The organism is Ruegeria sp. CDSB086 (assembly GCF_059611065.1).
Window position 1 is genome coordinate 43,152 of sequence record NZ_JBXWOV010000009.1, and the last position, 21,581, is coordinate 64,732.

General features: G+C 58.0%; 23 protein-coding genes, 1 other RNA gene and 1 riboswitch. Of the genes, 14 read left to right on the forward strand and 10 right to left on the reverse strand.

Annotated features, from left to right (window positions below; genetic code table 11):
* Nucleotides 1-2: 2 nt before the first annotated feature.
* Nucleotides 3-509 carry a c-type cytochrome gene (locus AC2FIO_RS17790; protein ID WP_058272647.1) on the reverse strand — a complete coding sequence of 169 codons (507 nt, stop codon included), beginning with the start codon at nt 507-509 and terminating at the stop codon, nt 3-5.
* A 119-nt stretch (nt 510-628) separates the two neighbouring features.
* Between AC2FIO_RS17790 and AC2FIO_RS17795 the strand changes: the two genes are divergently transcribed.
* On the forward strand, nt 629-1,462 hold the full coding sequence (locus AC2FIO_RS17795; RefSeq protein ID WP_058279807.1) for a prephenate dehydratase: 834 nt from the start codon (nt 629-631) through the stop codon (nt 1,460-1,462).
* Nucleotides 1,463-1,474: 12 nt separating this feature from the next.
* On the opposite strand, the gene AC2FIO_RS17800 is transcribed toward AC2FIO_RS17795, so the two are convergent.
* From AC2FIO_RS17800 to nudC, 3 genes are read right to left on the reverse strand one after another with little or no spacing between them, the layout of a single operon-like run.
* Nucleotides 1,475-1,942, reverse strand: a complete 468-nt coding sequence (locus AC2FIO_RS17800) for a GNAT family N-acetyltransferase (protein ID WP_496699312.1) — start codon at nt 1,940-1,942, stop codon at nt 1,475-1,477.
* Nucleotides 1,943-1,968: 26 nt separating this feature from the next.
* Entirely contained in the window at nt 1,969-2,436 is a 468-nt protein-coding gene (locus AC2FIO_RS17805; protein WP_058272507.1) for an SRPBCC family protein, read from the reverse strand.
* Nucleotides 2,437-2,476: 40 nt separating this feature from the next.
* Nucleotides 2,477-3,457 carry an NAD(+) diphosphatase gene (gene nudC / locus AC2FIO_RS17810; protein ID WP_496699315.1) on the reverse strand — a complete coding sequence of 327 codons (981 nt, stop codon included), beginning with the start codon at nt 3,455-3,457 and terminating at the stop codon, nt 2,477-2,479.
* 207 nt (nt 3,458-3,664) lie between these two features.
* On the opposite strand from nudC, the gene AC2FIO_RS17815 reads away from it, so the two are divergent.
* From AC2FIO_RS17815 to rsgA, 3 genes are all read left to right on the forward strand, one after another.
* A complete protein-coding gene (locus AC2FIO_RS17815; protein WP_496699317.1) occupies nt 3,665-5,494 on the forward strand; it encodes a bifunctional 2',3'-cyclic-nucleotide 2'-phosphodiesterase/3'-nucleotidase in 1,830 nt (609 codons plus the stop codon).
* A 39-nt stretch (nt 5,495-5,533) separates the two neighbouring features.
* Nucleotides 5,534-5,632: signal recognition particle sRNA small type (gene ffs, locus AC2FIO_RS17820), an RNA gene on the forward strand.
* A gap of 158 nt (nt 5,633-5,790) precedes the next feature.
* Entirely contained in the window at nt 5,791-6,819 is a 1,029-nt protein-coding gene (gene rsgA, locus AC2FIO_RS17825) for a ribosome small subunit-dependent GTPase A (RefSeq protein ID WP_496699319.1), read from the forward strand.
* Between the two features lie 8 nt (nt 6,820-6,827).
* On the opposite strand, the gene AC2FIO_RS17830 is transcribed toward rsgA, so the two are convergent.
* Nucleotides 6,828-7,685: an alpha/beta hydrolase family protein gene (locus AC2FIO_RS17830; protein WP_496699321.1), complete on the reverse strand. Its 858-nt coding sequence runs from the start codon at nt 7,683-7,685 to the stop codon at nt 6,828-6,830.
* Between the two features lie 144 nt (nt 7,686-7,829).
* Nucleotides 7,830-8,049, forward strand: a riboswitch (cobalamin riboswitch).
* Between the two features lie 84 nt (nt 8,050-8,133).
* Between AC2FIO_RS17830 and AC2FIO_RS17835 the strand changes: the two genes are divergently transcribed.
* The gene (locus AC2FIO_RS17835) at nt 8,134-8,541 is read left to right on the forward strand and encodes a hypothetical protein (RefSeq protein ID WP_496699323.1); all 408 of its coding nucleotides are present in this window, start codon (nt 8,134-8,136) and stop codon (nt 8,539-8,541) included.
* 7 nt (nt 8,542-8,548) lie between these two features.
* Here AC2FIO_RS17835 and AC2FIO_RS17840 read toward each other — a convergent pair whose 3' ends face one another.
* Nucleotides 8,549-9,046: a protein-tyrosine phosphatase family protein gene (locus tag AC2FIO_RS17840; protein WP_496699325.1), complete on the reverse strand. Its 498-nt coding sequence runs from the start codon at nt 9,044-9,046 to the stop codon at nt 8,549-8,551.
* Nucleotides 9,047-9,203: 157 nt separating this feature from the next.
* On the opposite strand from AC2FIO_RS17840, the gene AC2FIO_RS17845 reads away from it, so the two are divergent.
* From AC2FIO_RS17845 to recR, 3 genes are all read left to right on the forward strand, one after another.
* The gene (locus AC2FIO_RS17845; protein ID WP_282120276.1) at nt 9,204-10,955 is read left to right on the forward strand and encodes a DNA polymerase III subunit gamma/tau; all 1,752 of its coding nucleotides are present in this window, start codon (nt 9,204-9,206) and stop codon (nt 10,953-10,955) included.
* 157 nt (nt 10,956-11,112) lie between these two features.
* Nucleotides 11,113-11,457 (forward strand): YbaB/EbfC family nucleoid-associated protein, encoded by a 345-nt coding sequence (locus tag AC2FIO_RS17850; protein ID WP_108861168.1) that lies wholly within the window; start codon nt 11,113-11,115, stop codon nt 11,455-11,457.
* A gap of 64 nt (nt 11,458-11,521) precedes the next feature.
* Nucleotides 11,522-12,115 (forward strand): recombination mediator RecR, encoded by a 594-nt coding sequence (gene recR / locus AC2FIO_RS17855; RefSeq protein ID WP_282120277.1) that lies wholly within the window; start codon nt 11,522-11,524, stop codon nt 12,113-12,115.
* A 53-nt stretch (nt 12,116-12,168) separates the two neighbouring features.
* Here recR and AC2FIO_RS17860 read toward each other — a convergent pair whose 3' ends face one another.
* Nucleotides 12,169-13,014: an FkbM family methyltransferase gene (locus tag AC2FIO_RS17860; RefSeq protein ID WP_496699329.1), complete on the reverse strand. Its 846-nt coding sequence runs from the start codon at nt 13,012-13,014 to the stop codon at nt 12,169-12,171.
* Between the two features lie 180 nt (nt 13,015-13,194).
* Here AC2FIO_RS17860 and AC2FIO_RS17865 point away from each other — a divergent pair, with 180 nt between their 5' ends.
* The gene (locus AC2FIO_RS17865) at nt 13,195-13,683 is read left to right on the forward strand and encodes a hypothetical protein (RefSeq protein ID WP_496699331.1); all 489 of its coding nucleotides are present in this window, start codon (nt 13,195-13,197) and stop codon (nt 13,681-13,683) included.
* Here the strand turns inward: AC2FIO_RS17865 and AC2FIO_RS17870 are convergent.
* Nucleotides 13,680-14,321, reverse strand: coding sequence for a ribonuclease T2 family protein (locus tag AC2FIO_RS17870; RefSeq protein ID WP_496699333.1), 642 nt, complete (start codon nt 14,319-14,321; stop codon nt 13,680-13,682). The genes AC2FIO_RS17865 and AC2FIO_RS17870 overlap by 4 nt on opposite strands.
* Before the next feature lie 128 nt (nt 14,322-14,449).
* Here AC2FIO_RS17870 and AC2FIO_RS17875 point away from each other — a divergent pair, with 128 nt between their 5' ends.
* Both AC2FIO_RS17875 and AC2FIO_RS17880 read left to right on the forward strand, forming a co-directional pair.
* A complete protein-coding gene (locus AC2FIO_RS17875) occupies nt 14,450-15,211 on the forward strand; it encodes a DUF1013 domain-containing protein (protein ID WP_108861163.1) in 762 nt (253 codons plus the stop codon).
* 51 nt (nt 15,212-15,262) lie between these two features.
* Nucleotides 15,263-15,652 (forward strand): hypothetical protein, encoded by a 390-nt coding sequence (locus AC2FIO_RS17880; RefSeq protein WP_108861162.1) that lies wholly within the window; start codon nt 15,263-15,265, stop codon nt 15,650-15,652.
* Between the two features lie 38 nt (nt 15,653-15,690).
* Here AC2FIO_RS17880 and AC2FIO_RS17885 read toward each other — a convergent pair whose 3' ends face one another.
* Both AC2FIO_RS17885 and AC2FIO_RS17890 read right to left on the reverse strand, forming a co-directional pair.
* A complete protein-coding gene (locus AC2FIO_RS17885) occupies nt 15,691-16,719 on the reverse strand; it encodes a permease (protein ID WP_496699336.1) in 1,029 nt (342 codons plus the stop codon).
* Nucleotides 16,712-17,020 (reverse strand): ArsR/SmtB family transcription factor, encoded by a 309-nt coding sequence (locus AC2FIO_RS17890; protein WP_108861160.1) that lies wholly within the window; start codon nt 17,018-17,020, stop codon nt 16,712-16,714. Before AC2FIO_RS17890 ends, AC2FIO_RS17885 begins: the two co-directional genes overlap by 8 nt.
* A gap of 134 nt (nt 17,021-17,154) precedes the next feature.
* On the opposite strand from AC2FIO_RS17890, the gene pdxR reads away from it, so the two are divergent.
* From pdxR to pta, 3 genes are all read left to right on the forward strand, one after another.
* Nucleotides 17,155-18,615 carry a MocR-like pyridoxine biosynthesis transcription factor PdxR gene (pdxR, locus tag AC2FIO_RS17895; RefSeq protein ID WP_058272523.1) on the forward strand — a complete coding sequence of 487 codons (1,461 nt, stop codon included), beginning with the start codon at nt 17,155-17,157 and terminating at the stop codon, nt 18,613-18,615.
* Nucleotides 18,616-18,739: 124 nt separating this feature from the next.
* Nucleotides 18,740-20,515, forward strand: a complete 1,776-nt coding sequence (gene xsc / locus AC2FIO_RS17900; protein WP_496699339.1) for a sulfoacetaldehyde acetyltransferase — start codon at nt 18,740-18,742, stop codon at nt 20,513-20,515.
* Nucleotides 20,516-20,519: 4 nt separating this feature from the next.
* A complete protein-coding gene (gene pta / locus AC2FIO_RS17905; RefSeq protein ID WP_496699341.1) occupies nt 20,520-21,542 on the forward strand; it encodes a phosphate acetyltransferase in 1,023 nt (340 codons plus the stop codon).
* The last annotated feature ends 39 nt before the right edge of the window (nt 21,543-21,581 follow it).

Consider the following 21,581-nt stretch of genomic DNA (forward strand, 5'->3'; position numbering starts at 1 on the left):
GATCAGTTGATGGTCTGCAGATAGGCAATCAGGTCGGCCCGTTCCTGCGGTTTTTTCAGACCCGCAAAGCTCATGGATGTACCTGAGATATAGGCACTGGGGCGGGTCAGGAACGCATCCAGCGCTTCGGGTGTCCAATTGCCGCCATGGGCTTGCATCGAAGCTGAGTAGCCAGTGAAACCTTTGGCTGAAGCAACCGGGCGATCCACGATTGCAAACAGGTAGGGGCCAGTGCCGTTGGCGCCGTCTTCCAGCTTGTGGCAGGCAGTACACTTGCGGAAAACCCGCGCGCCCTTGTCGGGGTCTGCGGCGGCCAGCATGTCTTCGAACACCACTTCTTCGCCGTCAGCGCTTTCACCGGAGCTTTCGGTTTCGATAATATACGAGGCCGTCTCACCATGCCCATCCGCATGGTAAAGCACTTCGGCACCCCATTTGGCCAAAAGCAGCACCAGGAAGGTGCCAAACAGGCCTGCTGCGGCCTTGGTAACTGTCATCGTGTCGAACATTGATCGCGAGTCCATTTCAGCTGTCTGCGGGGTGTCTAAGGCTTCCCCTTACAAGAGGCAAGGTATAGACACCGCGACTAAACGCCCAATTATCGAACTTGTTGCACGGAATCGACCAAATGACCAAACGTATTGCATTTCAGGGAGAACCCGGCGCCTACAGCCACGAGGCCTGCCGTAATGCCCGCCCCGATATGGAGGCCCTGCCCTGCCGGACTTTCGAAGATGTGATCGAATCGGTGCGCGCAGGTGAGGCTGAATTGGCAATGCTGCCGGTCGAAAACACCACGTATGGCCGGGTCGCCGATATCCACCGTTTGCTTCCCCACAGCGGGTTGCACATCATCGAAGAAGCGTTCGTGCGCGTTCACATCAACCTTCTTGCCGTTCCCGGGGCCAAAATCGAGGATGTCACCGAGGCACACTCGCACCTGGTTCTGCTACCGCAATGCGCCGGGTTTTTGAAAGAACACAACATCAAGGGACGTGTCAGCCCCGACAACGCGCGTGCGGCCCGCGAGGTCTCGGAACAAGGCGAGGTGCATTCAGCAGCATTGGCCAGCGAGTTGGCCGGCGAAATCTACGGCTTGAACGTTCTTGCCCGGCACATTGAAGACCGCGACAACAACACCACGCGCTTTCTGGTGATGTCACAACAGGCCGACATGTCACGCCGCGGAGAACATGGCATGATCACCAGTTTTGTTTTTCAGGTGCGCAACATTCCGGCTGCGCTTTACAAGGCGATGGGTGGGTTTGCGACCAACGGCATCAACATGACCAAGTTGGAAAGCTACATGGTCGATGGGTCGTTCACTGCGACCCAGTTTTATGCCGATATCGTGGGCCACCCGGACGACCGGAACGTACAGCTGGCAATGGAAGAACTGGAACACTTCACCACGAATGTCGAGATTTTGGGCGTCTACCCAGCGGCTCAACCGCGCGGTTGAAGCGACCTCGGCTCAAATCACGGAAAAGCTTTTGCACTGGGCACCCTCGTGCTCCCGATAATCCACAAAGCCCATCGCCGAATAATAGGCCAATCCTTCGGCGTTTGTGGCCGAAATGGTCGCATCAATGGCCGGTAGGCCACTTTCCCGTGCCGCCAAGAGTGTTGCATGAAACAGGGCGCGACCGACACCGCGCCGGGCGGCCGACGGGCGAATATGCGTTCCAATGACGCCCCACCCGACCGGAGCACCATATGGGTTGTTTTCAACCGCCCATTTCAGTGATTGAAACCCCAGGACCTCTTCTCCCTGAACAGCGACGGAACATCTGATCCGGTCGGGGTCGGCCACGTAATGCTCGCGGGCAAAATCAACGTCGCAGCGCTTGTTACGCTTTCCGGCCGCTGCGATGTCCCGCAGCACCTCTGAGATACCTTGGGCATCCGTCAAAACCGCCTCACGAACAATAAAACTATCCATCTCGTTCTCACCAAAGCTTTGGATAATCAGCCGCCATGAATGTGACGTTGTTCCATTTCCCGAGCGAACTCGGTCAGGCGCAACTGAAACTGTCGGCGAAACCGGGATTGCCCAAGCCGGAGCGATTGTAACAGCAGCCGCGCAGGCAGGGATTTGGCCGACAGGGACATATCAACGCTTAGACGCGTGCGGCGCTGCGACAGGGCCAAAAGCTCCACCGTCGTGACCCCGTTCATCCCCTTGCTTGCCGCTTCGAACCGCATCAGCAAAGGCGGGTCGCATTCGGCCATCTGCACGGAAATCTGACGTGGCTTTCCGCGTAACCTGAATTCTGTCTCCCAACTGGTGCCCGGAACAACGCCCAATTCGCCCGAAATCCGCCGGACGTCGATCCCGCGCCGCATCGCGATCCGTTCGAATCGGTCAAAGTCGGCCACCATTTCGAACACCGAGTTGATGGGAGCTTCGATATCTTCGCGCACTGTAAACTGCATTGTGGTTCGGGGTTCTCTCGCTTTTCAGAACAGTATTTTGTCAGTCCAATGTATCCGCAAGCCAGTTTTGCAAAAGAAAATGCGCAATCGCTCCCTTGCGGGCTGGCAGCAAAACGGGGTGTTCGCCGGCAAAGGCCTGCATCATCTCGGATTTGGTAACCCACATCGCATCTTCGATTTCGACCGGGTCGATGGTGATGCCGCGCGACAACGCCTCACCCGCGCAGCCGAACATCAACGAGGCCGGAAACGGCCAGGGTTGGCTGGACAGGTAACGGACCTCACCTACGGGCACCCCGGCCTCTTCCATCACTTCCCGCCGGACCGCTGCCTCAAGCGTTTCACCCGGTTCAACAAACCCTGCCAACAGCGAATACATCCCTTCTGGCCAGCCGGGTGAACGTCCCATCAACACTGAATCACCTTGCGTAATCAACATGATGACGACCGGATCAGTACGCGGAAAGTGCTGCCCACCGCAGGACGGGCAACTGCGCTGCCACCCCGCCTGCGCAAGTTCGCTGGCTGCGCCACACCGGGCGCAAAATCGATGCGTTTCGTGCCATGCGGTCACCGCCTTGGCCGAAGCCGCCAGTTCGGCGTCACGCGTCGACAAACGGGTCATGATCCGGCGCAGTTCGGCAAAGACATGGCCGTGGGGCAAGTCCGGGTGCTGTTGCTCTGACTTGTCGATAAAGCCTCCGACACCGGACACGTCCAACCCATCAGCCGTCCAGTCCGAAATATCAAAGGCAAACACCGGCGCATCGTCCGACAGCCCCAAGAACACAGGCTGCTCGACAGAACCGCCCGGCCCGTTTTCGACCAGCTTATGCGACATCGCGATCAGCCCCAATCGATCCAGCGCCTCACCCTGAACTAAAACTTTACCGCGCCACAACAGCAGGCATTTTGCATCGGGATGCGATCGCGCCCGCGCGACCGCATCAGCATCCCCACGAATATGCGCCGCACGATCCAGCCCCGAGCTACCAAACGTCACATATTCCGCATTTTTCATAAGTTATCCTTAGGCTTGTCCGCACAGGGCTGCCATGTCGACCAATCAGTTGCAACGGTATTTCACCCCTAAAACCACAGGTCGCCATCGAATGAACACAGCTAAGCCTTGCAATTCACTGTGATTAATCTTTTTGTTGAAAATGACTAAGACAAAACTGCCAAAAGTAGAAATTTGAAACCTTCCCCTTCTCTGCCTTCGCAGACCGTGCAGATCCGAATACTGGCCACCACGGATCTTCATATGAACTTGAGGAGTTTTGATTACTATTCTGACACCCCTGAACCCACAATTGGCCTGACCCGAACCGCCAGCCTGATCCGTGAAGCCCGAACTGAGGCGCAGGGGGAAGACTCGGTCGTGTTACTTTTTGACAATGGCGATTCGCTGCAGGGAACTCCGGTTGGGGATCTGGCCGCCGAGCAAGCTGACAAGCCGCATGCGCTGATGCAGGCCTTTGGCGCGTTAGAGTATGATGCGATCGGGTTAGGCAATCATGATTTCGGGTTCGGTCAAGATATACTGGACCGCATCCTTTCGCAGGCCCCCTGTCCAGTGGTTTGCAGCAATGTTCATCGCCCGGGCGCCAACGAGGTCTGGCAGGATCAGGTAGTTCTAACCCGCCGGGTTGAGGTCGCGGGGCACCAAGCCTCACTAACCGTCGGCGTCTTCTCGGTCGTTCCGCCACAGACCCGGAATTGGGAATCTCATCGGCTGGGTGATGACGTCCGGATAGACGACATCCTGACCTGCGCGCGCACTAAAGTGTCTGAGCTTCGATCCCACGGCTGCGACGTAATCATCGCGCTTGCCCATACGGGGCTGGGCTCCGCTGACCCCGCGCCCAATCTTGAAAACGCGATTATCCCCCTTGCCGCGATTGAGGGTATAGACGCCATCATCGCCGGGCACACACATCTTACCCTGCCGGGGAAATCGCACGCTGGGCTGGAACACGTCGATGCCACTGGCGGTATGGTGCATGGCACACCTGTTGTCATGCCGGGATCTGCCGGATCTCATCTTGGCGTGATTGATCTAACGCTGACTGCCACGACAGAAAAGGGTTGGTCGGTTGCGGCGCATCGCGTTGAACTGCGCCCAGTATCAGGTGCTGACCCGGCACCCGAGGACCCGTCATTGGTGGCGCTATTTTCGGATGTGCATTCCGCAACACGAAAACAGGCCGAGGAACCAATTGGGCATACGGATCAGCACCTGCACAGCTATTTCAGCTTTTGCGCCAAGGATCGCGGGCTTGCGATAGTGGCCGCGGCGCAGGCTTCGGCTGTGCGCCAGAACCTGAAGGGTACAGCCCGTGAAACGACACCTTTACTGTCCGCCGTGGCACCTTCGAAATTCGGTGGTCGTGCCGGGCCTCGTTTTTACTCGGACATTCCTGCGGGCGTGATGCGCATGCGACACGTGGCTGATCTGAACATCTTTCCAAACGAACTTCGTGCGGTCGCGGTGGCAGGAAAGCACGTCAGAGATTGGCTTGAAATGTCTGCGGGCGTTTTCAATCAGGTGAAACCCGGCGCGCAAACTGAATTGGTCAATCCTGATCGAGCCGGACACAATTTCGATGTTTTGTTCGGGCTAAGCTACGTGATCGATCTGAGCGTACCGCCCCGGTTCGATGCGGAAGGGCGACTGGTAAATCCGGCATACCGGCGCATCTCAGATCTTCGTTTCCAAGGCCACGCGGTGACGGCCGAACAACGCTTTGTCGTTGCACTGAACAATTACCGCGCCAGCGGCGGTGGGCATTTTCCGTTCATACGGGACGCCGAAATCATCAACGTTCCGGCTTTGCCGATCCAACACGCGCTGAAGGATTACCTGACCGGTGCATTGCCCACGGAATCGCTGGAACAGGGCCTCTGCCCATTCCGTTTTGCGCCCATGCCGGGGTCCTCTGTCCTGTTGAAGACCGGTCAACAGGCACAACGTCACCTCGCGGACATCACAGAGTTCAGCCCAACGCTGGCTGGCACGAATGCCGAAGGGTTCTTGCGCATTCAACTCTCACTGTGACGGGTTGTCATTTCTGCGTGTCTTCCCTATATCGAATTTCGAGAGGTTGGCGCGGGCGAGCGCCTCGCCAACCTGGTCAGGTCCGGAAGGAAGCAGCCACAACGAGCCCCGCTTGGGTCGATGTCCAACCTCTCACTTACTTGAACCGTTAGCCGCAGGAGGGCTTTTATGATTGTAGCAAAAACCCTTTGGGCAGAGCGTTTCTGAGGCCGACTCTCACACCTGCCTGAACACGTTACCGCTGGATGCGCGACCGCCATCCAGACGGCTTGCTGTACCTGAACACAGGCAGAACAATGTCTTTTACACTTTCGGACCTGGGATGGTCCTCACACTTTGCCGCACAACATGCGGCCAATCCTACATGCGCTCCCTTTCGCATCACAGCCGTTCACCGTGATCGCCTGATCGGCGCAAGCATCAACGGTGAAACACCTCTGCTCACCCTGATCCAACCGACGGGCGACTTTGCCGTCGGAGATTGGGTATTGGCGGATGATCAAAACCGGGTTCAACACCTGCTGGAACGCCGCAGCCTGTTGAAACGCCGCGCTGCCGGAACCGCGGCCGAGGTCCAGTTGATCGCCGCCAATGTGGATGTGCTGTTCATCGTCAGTTCCTGCAATGCCGACTTCAATCTGGCCCGGCTGGAACGGTATTTGGCTTTGGCACATCAGGCCGGGTGCTATCCGGTCGTCATACTAACCAAGGCCGATACCTGTACCGATCCTAGTAATTTCTCCAAAGCAGCCGAGTCGCTGGCTCCGTTTTTGACCGTACTGGCAATCAATGCTTTGGATACCCTGGACGTGCAGCAAGTACTGTCCTGGTGCCCTCCTGGACAGACCGCTGCATTGGTTGGCTCATCCGGTGTCGGCAAGACAACATTGGTCAACGCCATGACTGGTCTGGATGAGGCAACGTCCGGTATTCGCGAGAACGACGCGCGCGGGCGGCACACGACAACTGCCCGCGCGTTGCATCCGATGCGGAACGGAGGCTGGCTGGTCGATACACCCGGCATGCGGGCTTTGCGGTTGCTGGATGCACAAGATGGCGTCGATGAGGTCTTTTCCGACATTCTGGAATTGGCCCAAACCTGCCGCTTTTCCGATTGTCAGCATCAGGCCGAGCCGGGATGCGCTGTGCAGGATGCGATTTCCATCGGATCCCTTGACACAGAGCGGCTAGAGCGTTGGCGAAAACTGCGGCGCGAAGATGAAAGGAACTCGGAAACCGTGGCGCAGTCTCGCGCGCGCGACAAGGCCTTTGGTAAAATGGTACGATCGGTGAAGCAGGACAAGAAATCCCGCAAAAAGCTGTAAGTACCGGCTCAGGCGATCAACCGGGGCCATATGGCCGCATTTCGGCGCGCAAATGCGCCGATGTGGCCAACCTCGGCCAATCCAAAGTCCTTCGGCGACAACTGATGCCGGCGGGCTTTGGGACCGTAAAGATCGGCCAAGCGCCAAACCGCGTTCGGCGGCACCACCTGATCATCGTCCATTGTGAACAGATCAACGGGTGTTTCCGACGCAGCCCAACGGGCGTCTGGAAGGCTTTTGCCGATATCCGGCACGTAGCTCAGCGCAGCGGTGCACCATTTGCGCCACTGCCAGTAGACACGTGCCGGAAGGTCCGAGCCGAACCCAAGTGCCTTGCCCGGCAGGTATCCCAATGCCTTAACCAGCAATGGCGGGTGGGCATACCAGAACATTGTCGCCAGTGCGCGATACGGCCAGGGGTGGTCGGATAACGTCACCAAACCTGAACAGACACAGATCATCCGGTCGATCTGCTCAATATCGGGCTGAATTGGCCCCAGCATTCCACCCACCGAATGGCCAATGCTCCACTGCTGGGCGGCGGGAAATCTGCGTCGCATTTCAGCGCGAGCAGCGGGCATGTCGATCAACGCCCAGTCAGCCATCGTGGCCTGCGAATCGCGCAGGCGCCCGTGTAGAGAGTGGCCAAAATCGCGATAGTCATAGGTCAGACAGGCCATACCCTGTTCTTCCACCAACCACCGCGCAAAATGCTGGTAATAGTCGCGCGGTACGCCTGTGGCTGCATGGACTACAACCGCCACATCAGGTGCCGAGGCAGGCATATACAGCCGTGCCGACAGTTCGGCCTCTCCGGCAGAAAACGTGAAGTCTTCGGTCAAAACGACCGGAGTGTTGTCCAACATGGTGCCCTCGCAAGCATCTGAACTATTCGGTTCACATATGGCATATCGGCGCTTTTGCGCGACTAGAGTCAACAGATTTTCAAAGTGACCAAGCGTCCACTTGAACGATGGAAAACAGCCCGCTTGACTCAAGCCACCTACAACCGCTAGCGATGAGGTGATGGTTCTCGTCCTTATATTGGGGCGGGATGAAAAGGGAACTCGGTGCGGTCCAGCCCGGCAAAGCCGGAACGGACCAAGGCCGCGACTGCCCCCGCAACTGTAAGCGGTAAGCAATGCCGAAATACCACTGGCCGAAAGGCTGGGAAGGTCGGCAAAGCAATGACCCGCAAGTCAGGAGACCTGCCATCAAAGTAAAAACCGAAACTCGGGCGGGGTGTCCGGGCAGGCCTTCAGTACGCTGAGTTCCCTGTTCCACGTCCCCCGCTCACCGCGCGGAGGGCGCATTATGATCTGGAAGACAACGACCCACGAATTCACCGCCACCCTGTGCCAGAAAACGGGGAAAACCTGCCCCGCATTGGCCCAAATGGCTCGGTCATTGGCCGAGGCGATGGCAACAGCACAACCAATGACGACCAGCGAATTTGAGGTGGACGGCTCCAGCGAACTGACCCATTGCGATGAGGGTTGCACCGCACGGTTTCGCGCCAGCCCGGCCCGGATCAGGGTCTATTGCGGGGCAAACACGGGCGACTCGGCCGACACGTTGGACGAATACGCCGATATGATGTTCAACCCTGACTTTTCCACTCTGCCTGCTGGTGTTTTGGCGGCCTTGCCTTGCGCCATGCTTCAGGCATCGTCCCTTGCACCGCGTCCATCGCATCAGGTTGTTCAACAAGCCACGGCCTGATCCTAGTTCACCGATCGCTCTGGGCCGGTTTCATGGCCCAAGCCATCTGCTCATCCGTTTCCACCGCACATGGTCGGGCCAAGCGCAGCCGGTTTAGCGCGTGGTTTGGATCTTCACCGCTTTCCACCATGAGCCTCAGCGCGACCATCCCCGACCGCCCACAACCGCCCCGGCAATGCACCAGCACGCGTCCACCGTCGGACAGAACCTGCCGGGCGGCTGCGCTGGCTTGGGGCCAAAGAGTTTCGATTGGCAGGGGCGGCGTGCCAAAATCCTCGACCGGAAGATGCACCCAGGTAGCGGACCTGCTTTGAACGTCTCGACCAAAACCGCCTGCGCCGATCTGCTGCATCTCGGCCTCGGTGGTCATTGAAATCACCAGATCGGGGTTCCAGTCCTGTATCACCCTCAAATCGTCCACATACCCACCGCCGCCGCCAGGCAAAGGGGACAGCGCCATGGTGCCTGAGCCAACAGGCAGCGCGTAGATTGCAAATTTTGCCAAAGCTTATGCTCCTACTGCCACCGGCCCACCAAATTTTGACAGCCGGTTTATCCCGCTTACAGACGCGGTCCAAACCGAAATTCCACAAAGCCTGCTGTGGACGCGGGCGGCCCGGGTCTCTACGCTGCATTTCTGACACGAATCTGACAGAGCAGACATGACCGAAACGCCCAGCCCCGCCTATCAGGTTCTTGCCCGCAAGTACCGCCCTGAAACCTTTGCAGATCTGGTTGGACAGGACGCAATGGTGCGCACGCTGAAAAACGCGTTCGAAGCGGATCGGATCGCGCAGGCCTTTATCATGACCGGTATTCGCGGCACCGGCAAAACCACCACCGCCCGGATTATCGCCAAAGGTATGAACTGCATCGGTCCCGATGGTGAAGGCAAACCAACGACCGAACCTTGTGGTCAGTGCGAGCATTGCGTTGCCATCATGGAAGGACGCCATGTCGACGTGATGGAGATGGACGCCGCCAGCCGGACCGGTGTGAACGACATTCGCGAGATTATCGACAGTGTCCGATATCGTGCCGCCAGTGCGCGTTATAAGATTTACATCATCGACGAAGTTCACATGCTGTCGACCAGCGCCTTCAATGCGCTGCTCAAAACGCTCGAGGAACCGCCCGAGCATGTGAAGTTCATCTTTGCGACGACCGAAATTCGCAAGGTGCCGGTGACCGTACTGTCCCGCTGTCAGCGGTTCGACCTGCGCCGGATCGAACCTGAGGACATGATCGGTCTGCTCAACAAAATCGCCGCAGCGGAAAACGCACAGATCGCAGAAGACGCGCTGGCTTTGATCACACGCGCGGCCGAAGGATCTGCGCGCGATGCGACCTCGCTGTTGGATCAGGCGATCTCACATGGTGCAGGGGAAACAAGCGCCGATCAGGTTCGGGCAATGTTGGGCCTTGCAGATCGCGGGCGCGTTCTGGATCTGATGGACATGATTCTGCGTGGCGATGCGGCTGGGGCATTGACTGAGTTGAGCGGCCAGTATGCCGAAGGGGCCGATCCGCTGGCTGTTCTGCGCGATCTGGCCGAGATCACCCATTGGGTTTCCGTGGTCAAAATCACGCCCGATGCCGCCGATGACCCCACCGTTTCACCGGATGAACGCGCACGGGGTCAACAGATGGCCGAGGCGCTGCAGATGCGGGTGTTGACACGCATGTGGCAGATGTTGCTGAAAGCGCTGGAGGAGGTCTCTGCAGCACCCAACGCGATGATGGCCGCCGAAATGGCAATCATTCGTCTGACCCATGTGGCCGATTTGCCAAGCCCCGAAGAGCTTATCAAACGACTACAGGATGCACCTCCCCCCCCACCAAGCGGGGGACCTGGCGGAGGTGTGGCTGTGCCAACTCATGCACCTGCACAGGCGACGTCCTCTGCGCATCTCTCGGCGCAACGCGGGCCTGCAGGGGCGCCCACTGCAGCGCTTGCCCAGGACGTCCAGACCGCGCTGGCACACTATCCAACCTTCGAATACGTGGTCGAACTGATCCGCACGAACCGGGATGTAAAACTGTTGGTTGAGGTCGAAAACGGCGTGCGTCTCGTCTCGTATTCCCCGGGACGAATCGAGTTCACGCCGACGGACAAAGCGCCGACCGATCTGGCGCAAAGGCTTGGTTCGGCCTTGCAACGCTGGACCGGAAACCGATGGGCCGTCTCAATTGTGGCCGACGGGGACGCAGCAACAATCGCCGAGGTACGAGACGCGGCTGATCTGGCGTTGAAAGCACAGGCCGAACAACACCCACTGGTTCAAGCCGTTCTGATGCAGTTTCCAAAAGCGCGCATCAAGCGGATCGAAACCCCGGAAGAACGCGCCGCCAAGGTCGAAACCGAAGCCCTGCCGGAGGTCGAAGACGAATGGGATCCGTTCGAGGAGGATTGATCCGAGCGACCAAAGCGGAAACACTCCCGCGCTGCCGGGCCCAACGGGAGGAAAGGTCTTGCCAAAGACCTTGACGACGGGCGGGAAAAGCTCTCCCCTTGTACCCTACCGGCAGCATCCGTATTTAGGCGGCAAACCGATTTGCAGGAGAAAAGAAATGCTCAAAGGACTCGGCGGTCTGGGCGATATGGCCAAGATGATGAAATCCGCACAGGATTTGCAGACCAAGATGACGGACATGCAGGAAGAGCTGAACAACCTGATGGTTGTAGGCGAATCCGGTGCAGGGCTAGTGAAGGCCACCGCCACAGCAAAAGGCGAGCTGAAGGGTCTGGACATCGATCCGTCGATTTTCAATGGCGACGATAAGGAAGTTGTCGAAGATCTGATTCTGGCCGCTATCAAGGACGCGCAAACCAAAGCGGCCGAGCGCTCTCAGGCAGAGATGGCAAGGCTGACCGAAAGCATGGGTCTGCCCGCAGACATCAAGCTGCCGTTCTGATAGACACTCCTGACGACCCAAAGGCCGGGCACAACTGCCCGGCCCTTTTGCAGGAGCGCACGCCGTGAGTTCGAACAGCGATATCGACAATCTGATCGACCTGATGGCCAAACTGCCGGGCCTCGGCCCCCGTTCGGCTCGCCGCGCGGTGCTGCACCTGATCCGAAAACGCACCCTGCTGCTGACGCCCCTGTCGGACGTAATGCAGCAGGTGGCCGCCACCGCCCGCGAATGCCTGAATTGCGGCAACGTGGGCACCACCGATATCTGCGACATCTGCGATAGCGAGGATCGCGCGACCGGAGAATTGTGCGTGGTCGAAGACGTCGCCGACCTCTGGGCGATGGAACGCGCTGCAGTTTTCAAGGGTCGCTATCACGTTCTGGGCGGCACGCTGTCCGCCTTGGACGGCGTCGGACCGGACGAGCTTCGCATCCCCCGTCTAAAGGATCGGGTGATGGCCGAAGGGATCACCGAAGTCATTCTGGCGCTGAACGCGACCGTCGACGGCCAGACCACAGCCCATTACATTGCCGATCAGTTGGAGGGACAGGTCCGTCTGACTTCACTGGCGCAGGGTGTGCCGATTGGGGGCGAGTTGGACTATCTGGATGATGGGACGATTACCGCTGCGCTGCGGGCAAGGAAAGAACTGTAGGTAACCAAGCTACGGTCAGAGCGCACAGAGGTTTAACCTGAGCAAAGCTACTTTTAGTGCAATTCCACCCGAGACAGATAGAAGTCTGCCCATTTGCGGTCTCTTCCGGACAAGTAACTAATACACCTTGAGCTGCTAATGCGTCGCAGCCTTTTGTTGCGCGACCCAATAATATACACGTATTCAAAGCTGTTTAGGATGTTTCGAAAAGCCTGTTCGTCATGAGACGGCTTGTCTATCCTCCATCCTTCAAAACAAGCCAGATCAACGCGCTGCCAGAAGCTTTCGGGCAATTCACTCATCAATGCCTCGTCCAGCCCCTGTGTGTCGGATTTCCAAATCAGGCGTCGGTCACTGGCCTCGTCCCCCATGCATTTATCTAACAGCCCCTCAGTTATTCTTCTGATTTTGGCGACGATGACCTGATGCTCACGGCCGGCCACGGCGTTTCGATTGAAGGAAAAATTCCCACCATTTACGCTGTCTTTGTAAAATGCCAGTTCACCGTCTGATTGCCCTAAGCCAAAGTCGAAAACCGACACCATGGGCATCGCTTTGAGGTTGCGCTTCAGATGCTCCGTATTATCCGGGCTAGGTTCAAAACATGATGCTGATATTACCTGAGGGTAGTTGATCAAGACCTGCCGGGAAAAAAGACCGACATTCGCACCGATATCGATTAGGTGATAGGGTCCAGTTGGACAGGCTTGCCCGATAAACCTGGTTTCGTTGAAGCTCCATTCTTCATGCTGGGCGACATGTGGAAATATCGAGCCATCGGTAAGAAGGGAAATCTCATTGCCTCCTTCGAACTCACCGCGCAGGGGGCTGTTTTCTGACAATAAAAATTGAATTGAAGCGCATCTCTTGCGCAACAGTTTGGTCATTTCACGATTCATGAAATCGGTCTCCCGCCAGACACAACTACAGCTTAGGTCGCCAAATTAAGCAAAAAACCTGCACCAACAAGTGCACACCGCTTGTCACACAAAACCTCTTGGTGTGATAAGATCTAGTAGGTATCTCAGACCTAATAACCTTCCTCACCGGGAATTGCCCTGTTTTGTCCGGAGCTTTCAATGACCCGTATTCTCGCCCTTGTCTTCGCCGCATTCACCGCATCATCCGCCCTGTCACAACAACTCATCGACAAAGGCTTTGTCGAAGGTTGGAACATCATGATGGACCCCGCGCTTGGCAACGGGTGCTTGATCCAGACGATCTATCAGGATCTCTCAGTCGTGCGGCTGGGCTATGACGCGCTGGACAATCGCGGGTATTTCGCCGTCTACAACAAGGCGTGGGGCGACATCAAACAGGGCGAGAGTTATCCGATCCGGTTCGATCTGGACGGCAAAAGCTATGACGCCACTGCCATCGGCTTCAATCAGCGCGATGTGCCAGGCGCAACCGTGTTTTTCACCGACCGCAGCTTCGTGAATGCGATTGCGCAGAACAAGACTATGACGGTTTACAACCCTGCGGGTGAGACGGTGATGGCGATTGATCTAAAAGGCACGGCCAAAGCGCTGGAATATGCCCGGGACTGCCAGAACAATAAGCTCTAACGAATCGGATCAAACAGGGCGTCTTTGGCGGTACAATCTCGGATCACGTCTCGCCCACAAGGCACGGGTTCAAGGTCGCGCGACAGGCACAGGCGGACCTCTTCTATATAGCCCTGCTTGCAGGTCACAGTGATCATGTCGCGCTCAAGGCCGGGGTTGGCTTTCAGAAAGGCTTCTTCCACGACCGATGCAGGTAATTTGACCGAGGCATCCAGCTTGCGGAATACCCGAGGACGCTCAACCGCCTCATACGCCTGCCGGGACAGCGCATAATAGTCGGACGCGCTGAGACCCGAGCAGGTGCCGTGCTTTTTCCACTGATGCCACGCCAGACCGGAACTACCCTGAATATCGGTCATTTTGCGGGAATTAGCGCGCGATGGCGGCGCCTCGGGCGTGCGGCAGAAGGCGGGCCAACCCTGATGGTACTGAGGCCACAGACCATGCAGGATCCAGCCATGGTCATGCCGGGTGTCGCATTGATCCGATCCGCGCGCGTCGCCTTCGCGGGCGCACCAGTTGGGCGACCAGCTAAGCGACAAGACATAGTAGTCAAACTCGCCCGCTTTTTCGCCATCGCCCAGCGCCGCCATTGCACCAAAAACCCACGAAACCAGCCCCAAAACAACCCAGCGCATTCGCCTCTTCCCTTCTTGCCTTGGCGCGACTATATACGGACCAAGTTCCCCGACAACGGAAACCTGCCCCAAAAAAGGGGCCGCCGAATTCCGGCGACGGGAAAGATGTATTTATAGGAGACGGGCTGATGGCAAAACCGCTTATGGCCAAGGCAACAGCCGTATGGCTGGTGGACAACACCACGATCAGCTTCAAGCAGATCGCGGATTTCGTAGGCATGCACGAGCTTGAGGTGCAGGGCATCGCAGACGGCGATGTGGCCGCTGGCGTGAAAGGCTTTGACCCCATCGCCAACAACCAGCTGACCCAGGACGAGATCGACACCGCGCAGAACAACCCGCTGCACAAGCTGAAGCTCAAGTTCAACCCCGCTGCAAGCGGCGAGGAAAAGCGTCGCGGTCCGCGCTATACCCCGCTATCCAAGCGTCAGGACCGTCCGAACTCGATCCTGTGGCTGGTCAAATTCCACCCAGAACTCAGCGACGGTCAGATCGCCAAGCTGGTGGGCACCACCAAGCCAACCATCCAGTCGATCCGTGAACGGACCCATTGGAACATCTCCAATATGCAGCCGATCGACCCCGTTGCGCTAGGTCTGTGCAAACAGTCCGAGCTGGACGCGATCGTGCAGAAGGCCGCAGCAAAGAAAGCTGCCGAAGGTGGCGTCATGAGCGATGACGAGCGCCGCAAGCTGGTCTCGACCGAACAGTCGCTGGAAATGGACGCGGCGCCGAAGATCCCGACTGCCATCGAAGGTCTGGAAACATTCTCGCTGTCGGACGAGCCTGCGGAAGAGAAAGAAGAAGAACCAATCCTCGACGCGGACAGCTTCTTCAACCTGCCCAAAGGCGGTGCCGACGACGAAGACGAAGACGATCCGCGCCCCTAAAGCACAGACAGCCCCGGCCTGAACGGACCGGGGCTTTTTTACGAGAAAACCATGCTGAACGTTCTTTCCAAACTATTTGGACCGCATCGCGCCGTTTCGATCTATGCCTTCCTGAAGACCTGGGGTTTGCCCGTGGCAGGCGGTGTTGGTCTTGTTGCCGTCGCTGCTGGTTTGCTGATCTTCAACGACAGCGGCGAGCACGAGCATGAGGCATTCATGACCGTCAACGTCTTGTCAGCGACACCCATCAACGGGGACCTCAAGAACGGCGTCATTGCTTCGGTCCGACTGCCGGACGGGTCTGCGACCTCGGTCACTTCGACCGACGCTCCGGTCTCACAAACCGTTGGCACCACGGCATGCATCGAAAAGCGTGTGTACGTGGACAGTGGCGAGGCTCGGTATCGGTTCAAACTGCCGCGCCACTGCGAAGCAGGATAAGTAAAGCCGCCCGGTAAGAACACCGGGCGGCTTTGGTTTCAGATCATCTGGAACAGAATGCCAGCGGTGATGGCCCCAGTGATCCCCAGCCCCAGATAGGTCGCAAAGACCCGTGGTTTGACCAATGACCAGACCGCGGCCATTGCCGGGATCGAACTGACGGCACCCGCGACCATGAAGGACATCGCGGCCCCTGCGCTCATCCCTTGTTCCATCAGGCCAGCCAGCAGCGGCGGCGCGACGTAGGAGTTCAAGTAAGCGGGCATCCCGACCAACGCGGCAATGACAATGGGTACAACACCGTCACCGCCGACAACGCGCGCGATCAGATCGGCCGGCACATAGCTGACCAACAACGCCTCAAGCACATAGGCCAGAGCCAACCATTTAAGCAGGAACAAGCTGTTGTGAATGAACTCGGACCGGAAGCTCTGACGACGCTCGGGTACCTGCCAGAACTTCCAGACAGGTTTGTCCTCCTGTTTAGGTCCGCATCCGCAGCCAGCCGGTTTGTATTCGCGCAGAGGCTGGGCAAACGCGCCGCCTCGCATCAGGGCACGGACGGCAAAGCCTCCAAACAGACCCAATGCGACCGCTGCAATGGCCTTGCCGATTGCAAATGGCCAACCCAATGCGCCTGCCGTGATCAACAAGGTCGGTGGGTCAATCAGTGGCGAGCTGAGCCAGAACGCCATGACAGCCGACAATGGCGCACCAAGCGCCAGCAGACCAGCAATGAACGGAATGACTTCGCAAGAACAGAACGGTGCGAGGCCGCCGAAGACTGCGGCCAAAAAGATCATCCGCGTTTCGCGCCCCTCAAAGGCGCGCGCAACCATCACTTCGGCACCGGTCGCCTTGAGGTAAGACAGCAGCAAGACGGCGAACAGAATATACTGGCCGGTATGTGCAAGGGCTTTGCCCGCAAAGGTTACAACCTCTCCCCAATTGCCGGGGTCAAGGACGGCCACAAGCGCCAAAATGGCCACGATCACCGCCCATGGGGTTTTGATCAGATCAACGGCCACCTTTGCCGGTGCCTTTGGGTTTTGTGTCAGCTCAGCCATCGTTCGCAGCCTTTCCCACTTCGTCCGCGCAGCATTCGCTAAGAATGAACTGCGCGAGGTCTCTCAATTCTTCGTAATTTGCGCGGTTGATGGTGGCGCGCCCGATTTTCTCTTGCTCGACGACCCCGCCGGCCGCGAGGAACCGCAGGTGATGGGCCAATGTCGAAGGGGCAATGCCTGTGCGGTTCTGGATTTCCCCAACGGTCAACCCAGCCTCACCAGCCCGAACCAATGTCTTGAGAACCTTCAGTCGCGCTTCAGAGCCCATGGCCGAGAATCCTGCTGCAGCTGTTTCCCACATCTGATTTCTCCATTAAACTAGATTTCTAGTTATTTAGGTGAGTCGTTCTTTTTCGTCAAGCGCCTTGTTCACGAATTCTCGAGACGAGATTAAGTCCAGATTGCCCTCACCTTAAGTCCACCCTATAAGGCGCTATGGGAATATCGGTCGACACATTCTTTCTGGAATTGAACGGACAGGGCACGCTGCAGGCGCAGATCCAACAGATGATTGCCGAAGGCATCTTGTCTGGCCGGTTCCACGTTGGGGAAAAGCTGCCCTCGTCTCGCAAATTGGCGGCGCATCTGGGTGTTAGCCGGATCACGGTGACACTGGCGTATACGGAACTACTGGCCAATGACTACCTGACTGCCAAAGGCCGGTCGGGGTATTTCGTGTCGCAAAACGCGCCCGTGCCACCCAAGTATTCGCCCGTGCAAAAACGCGATGAAAATGTCGACTGGGACACGGCCCTCGCACGCAGGTTCTCGGACGGGGACGTGCTGCCCAAGCCCAGTAATTGGCGCGATTACAAATACCCTTTCATCTATGGTCAGGCAGATCGGAAATTGTTCGACCACGCCAATTGGCGTCTCTGCGCGGTCCGTGCACTGGGTCACAAGGATTTTGCCTCCCTGACCGGGGACTACATGGATCAGGATGATCCGCTGCTGATCGAATTCATCGCCCGTCACACGTTGCCGCGCCGTGGAATCGCCGCCCGCCCCGAAGAGATCCTGATCACTATGGGCGCGCAAAACGCCCTGTGGCTGGCCTCACGCATCCTGTTGAACCGCAACCGCACTGCCGTGATTGAAGACCCTTGCTATTATGCACTGCGGGATTTGCTAAATCACTCCGACTGCAAAGTTTCACCACTGGCCGTTGACCGCGATGGCCTGACCCCGGATGCGTTGCCGGATGAAACAGATGTAATTTTCACGACCCCCAGCCATCAAAGCCCGACGACCGCAACCATGCCCGTCGATCGCCGCCACGAGTTGCTGAAACGCGCCCGCGAACTGGACGCCATGGTGGTCGAGGACGATTACGAGTTTGAAATGGCCTTTCTGGGATCCCCGTCCCCGGCCCTCAAGTCAATGGATCGCGACGGACGGGTGATCTATGTAGGCAGCTTCTCGAAATCGCTGTTTCCCGGATTGCGCCTTGGCTACATTGTCGGGTCCGAGCCCTTTATCCGCGAGGCTCGCGCCTTGCGTTCTTTGGTGCTGCGCCACCCGCCGGGCCATATCCAGCGCACCGCGGCCTATTTCCTGTCCCTAGGCCATTATGATGCTCAGATTCGACGTATGTCGAAGACCCTTGCCCGGCGACGCGAAGCGTTGGACAGCGCGGTCGAACAGTACGGGCTTACCGTTGCCGGACGCGGAATCATGGGCGGGTCGTCGCTTTGGATGTCGGCCCCCGATCGTGTGGACACGACCAAACTTGCCAAAAAGCTGCAGAGCCAGGGCGTGCACATCGAACCAGGCGCCTCGTTCTTCAATGGGTTGCACCAACCGCGCAACTTCTATCGCCTTGGATACTCGTCCATTGGCCGAGACCGCATCGGGCCGGGCGTTAAACTGATCGCGGATGCCATCCGTTCCGCCTAGCACAACTCTGGACATATCCCGCCTAACGTTCTGGCCCTAACGCCGCTTCGCCCCTTGCGCCAAAACCGTATCAAAGGCGGGTGCTGTGCCCGAACCTTTCTTCAATTGTGCGGAGAACACTCAGATGAAAATGACCACTGAAGAGGCCTTTGTTAAGGTTCTGCAAATGCACGGTATCGAACATGCGTTCGGTATCATCGGTTCGGCCATGATGCCGATTTCGGATATCTTCCCGGCCGCAGGCATCAATTTCTGGGACTGCGCCCACGAAGGTTCGGGCGGCATGATGGCGGACGGCTACACCCGTGCCACCGGCAAGATGTCGATGATGATCGCGCAGAACGGCCCCGGCATCACCAACTTTGTGACTGCCGTTAAAACCGCATACTGGAACCACACCCCGGTTCTGCTGATCACTCCGCAGGCAGCCAACAAGACCATCGGCCAGGGTGGCTTCCAGGAAATGGAACAGATGCGCATGTTTGCGGACTGTGTTGCCTACCAGGAAGAACTGCGTGACCCCAGCCGTGTCGCCGAAGTTCTGAACCGCGTCATCCTGCAAGCCAAGCGTGCTTCAGCACCTGCTCAGATGAACATCCCGCGCGACATGTGGACTCAGGTCATCGACGTCGAACTACCCAAGATCGTCGAATTCGCAGCGACCGCTGGTGGCAACGAAGCACTGGACGAAGCCGCGGCCCTGTTGTCCGACGCCAAATTCCCGGTCATCCTGAACGGTGCTGGCGTTGTTCTGTCCGGCGCGATCCCTGCGTCCGCCGATCTGGCTGAACGTCTGACCGCACCGGTCTGCGTTGGCTATCAGCACAACGACGCCTTCCCCGGCTCGCACCCGCTGTTTGCCGGTCCGCTGGGCTATAACGGTTCAAAAGCCGGTATGGAACTGATCGCCAAAGCGGACGTTGTTCTGGCTCTGGGCACTCGTCTGAACCCGTTCTCGACCTTGCCTGGCTACGGCATCAACTACTGGCCGACCGATGCCAAGATCATTCAGGTTGACCTGAACCCTGATCGTATCGGCCTGACCAAAGACGTGACCGTTGGCATCGTCGGCGACGCCAAGAAAGTGGCCGAAGGTCTGCTGGAACGTCTGGGCGACAACGCCGGTGAAGCAGGTCGCGAAGACCGCAAGAACCTGATCGCCACCACCAAATCGGCTTGGGCGCAAGAACTGAGCTCCCTGACCCACGAGAACGACGATCCGGGCACCACCTGGAACGAGCGTGCACGTGCCGCCAAGCCCGACTGGATGAGCCCCCGCATGGCATGGCGCGCAATTCAAGCGGCGCTGCCGACCGAGGCAATCATCTCGTCCGATATCGGCAACAACTGCGCCATCGGTAACGCGTACCCGTCCTTCGAAGAAGGCCGCAAGTACCTGGCACCTGGCTTGTTTGGCCCCTGTGGTTACGGCCTGCCTGCCGTTGTTGGCGCGAAAATTGGTTGCCCGGACGTTCCGGTTGTCGGCTTCTCGGGTGACGGCGCATTTGGTATCGCTGTGAACGAATTGACCGCGATTGGCCGCGAAGAATGGCCCGCCGTGACCCAGATCGTTTTCCGCAACTACCAGTGGGGCGCTGAAAAGCGTAACTCGACCCTGTGGTTCGACGACAACTTTGTTGGCACCGAGCTGGACCAACAGGTCTCTTATGCCGGTATCGCAACCGCATGTGGTCTGAAAGGCGTCGTTGCACGCACTCAGGACGAGCTGACCGCGGCCCTGAACCAGGCGATCATCGACCAGAAAAATGGCATCACCACTCTGATCGAAGCCATGATCAACCAGGAACTGGGCGATCCTTTCCGTCGCGACGCCATGAAAAAGCCGGTCCGTGTTGCCGGTATCGACGCGGCTGACATGAATACGTCGGTCGGGGCATAATCGCGTGAAGCCATTGCGCACAATTCTCGGAGCTGCCAGCAGCTCCGACAAGATCATCGCCCTCGCTGAGGGCGATGATCCACGTGTTGTTGAAGGTGCTTTGAAGGCCCGCAAGGAAGGTGTCGCACGCATCATTCTGGTTGGCGACAAAGCCAAAGTAACTGCCCTGCTGGCCGAACAGGCTGGTCAGGATGTCGACGGCATCGAAATCCACGATCCATCGGACTCTCCCCTTGCCGAAGCGTTTGCAGCTGAGCTTTTCGAGCGGCGCAAGCACAAGGGCATGACGCCTGAAAAGGCCGCTGAAGAAATCAAACACCGCCTGAACTATGCCGCGATGCTGGTTCATACCGGTAATGCCGACGGAACCGTCGGCGGAGCTGTTGAGACCACGTCGGCCACAGTGCGCGCTGCTTTGCAGATCATCGGCAAAGCGCCCGACGCGGCCATGGTTTCCAGCTTTTTCCTGATGCTCTACTGCCGCGATCACCACACGGTCCGTGGAGCGCATATCTTTGCCGATTGCGGCCTGGTCGTTGATCCGAACGAACAGGAACTGGCCGAAATCGCCCGGGCATCTGCTGCGTCTTTCAAGGCACTGACGCATGAGACACCCCGCGTTGCGATGCTGTCCTTTTCCACCGGCGGCAGCGCCAATCATCCGAAGGTCACGAAGGTCAGTGAGGCCACGCAGCTTGCAAAATCGGCTGATCCCGATCTGTTGATCGACGGCGAGCTGCAGTTTGACGCTGCGTTCGTCCCCGAGGTGGCTGCAAAGAAAGCCAAGGATTCGCCCCTGCGCGGCGAGGCAAATGTCTTTGTGTTCCCGAACCTCGACGCAGGCAACCTTGGCTACAAGATCGCGCAGCGTATTGGGGGTGCCGAAGCAATCGGCCCGGTCCTTCAGGGGCTGGCGAAACCGGCCAACGACCTTTCACGCGGATGCTCCGCCGAGGACGTTCTGCACATGATCGCGGTTACGGCCGTGCAAGCAGAAACATCCAAAACCCGGACAGACGCCTCGTAAATCCGGCTAAAGCGAAATACTGTTCCGATTGATCTCTGC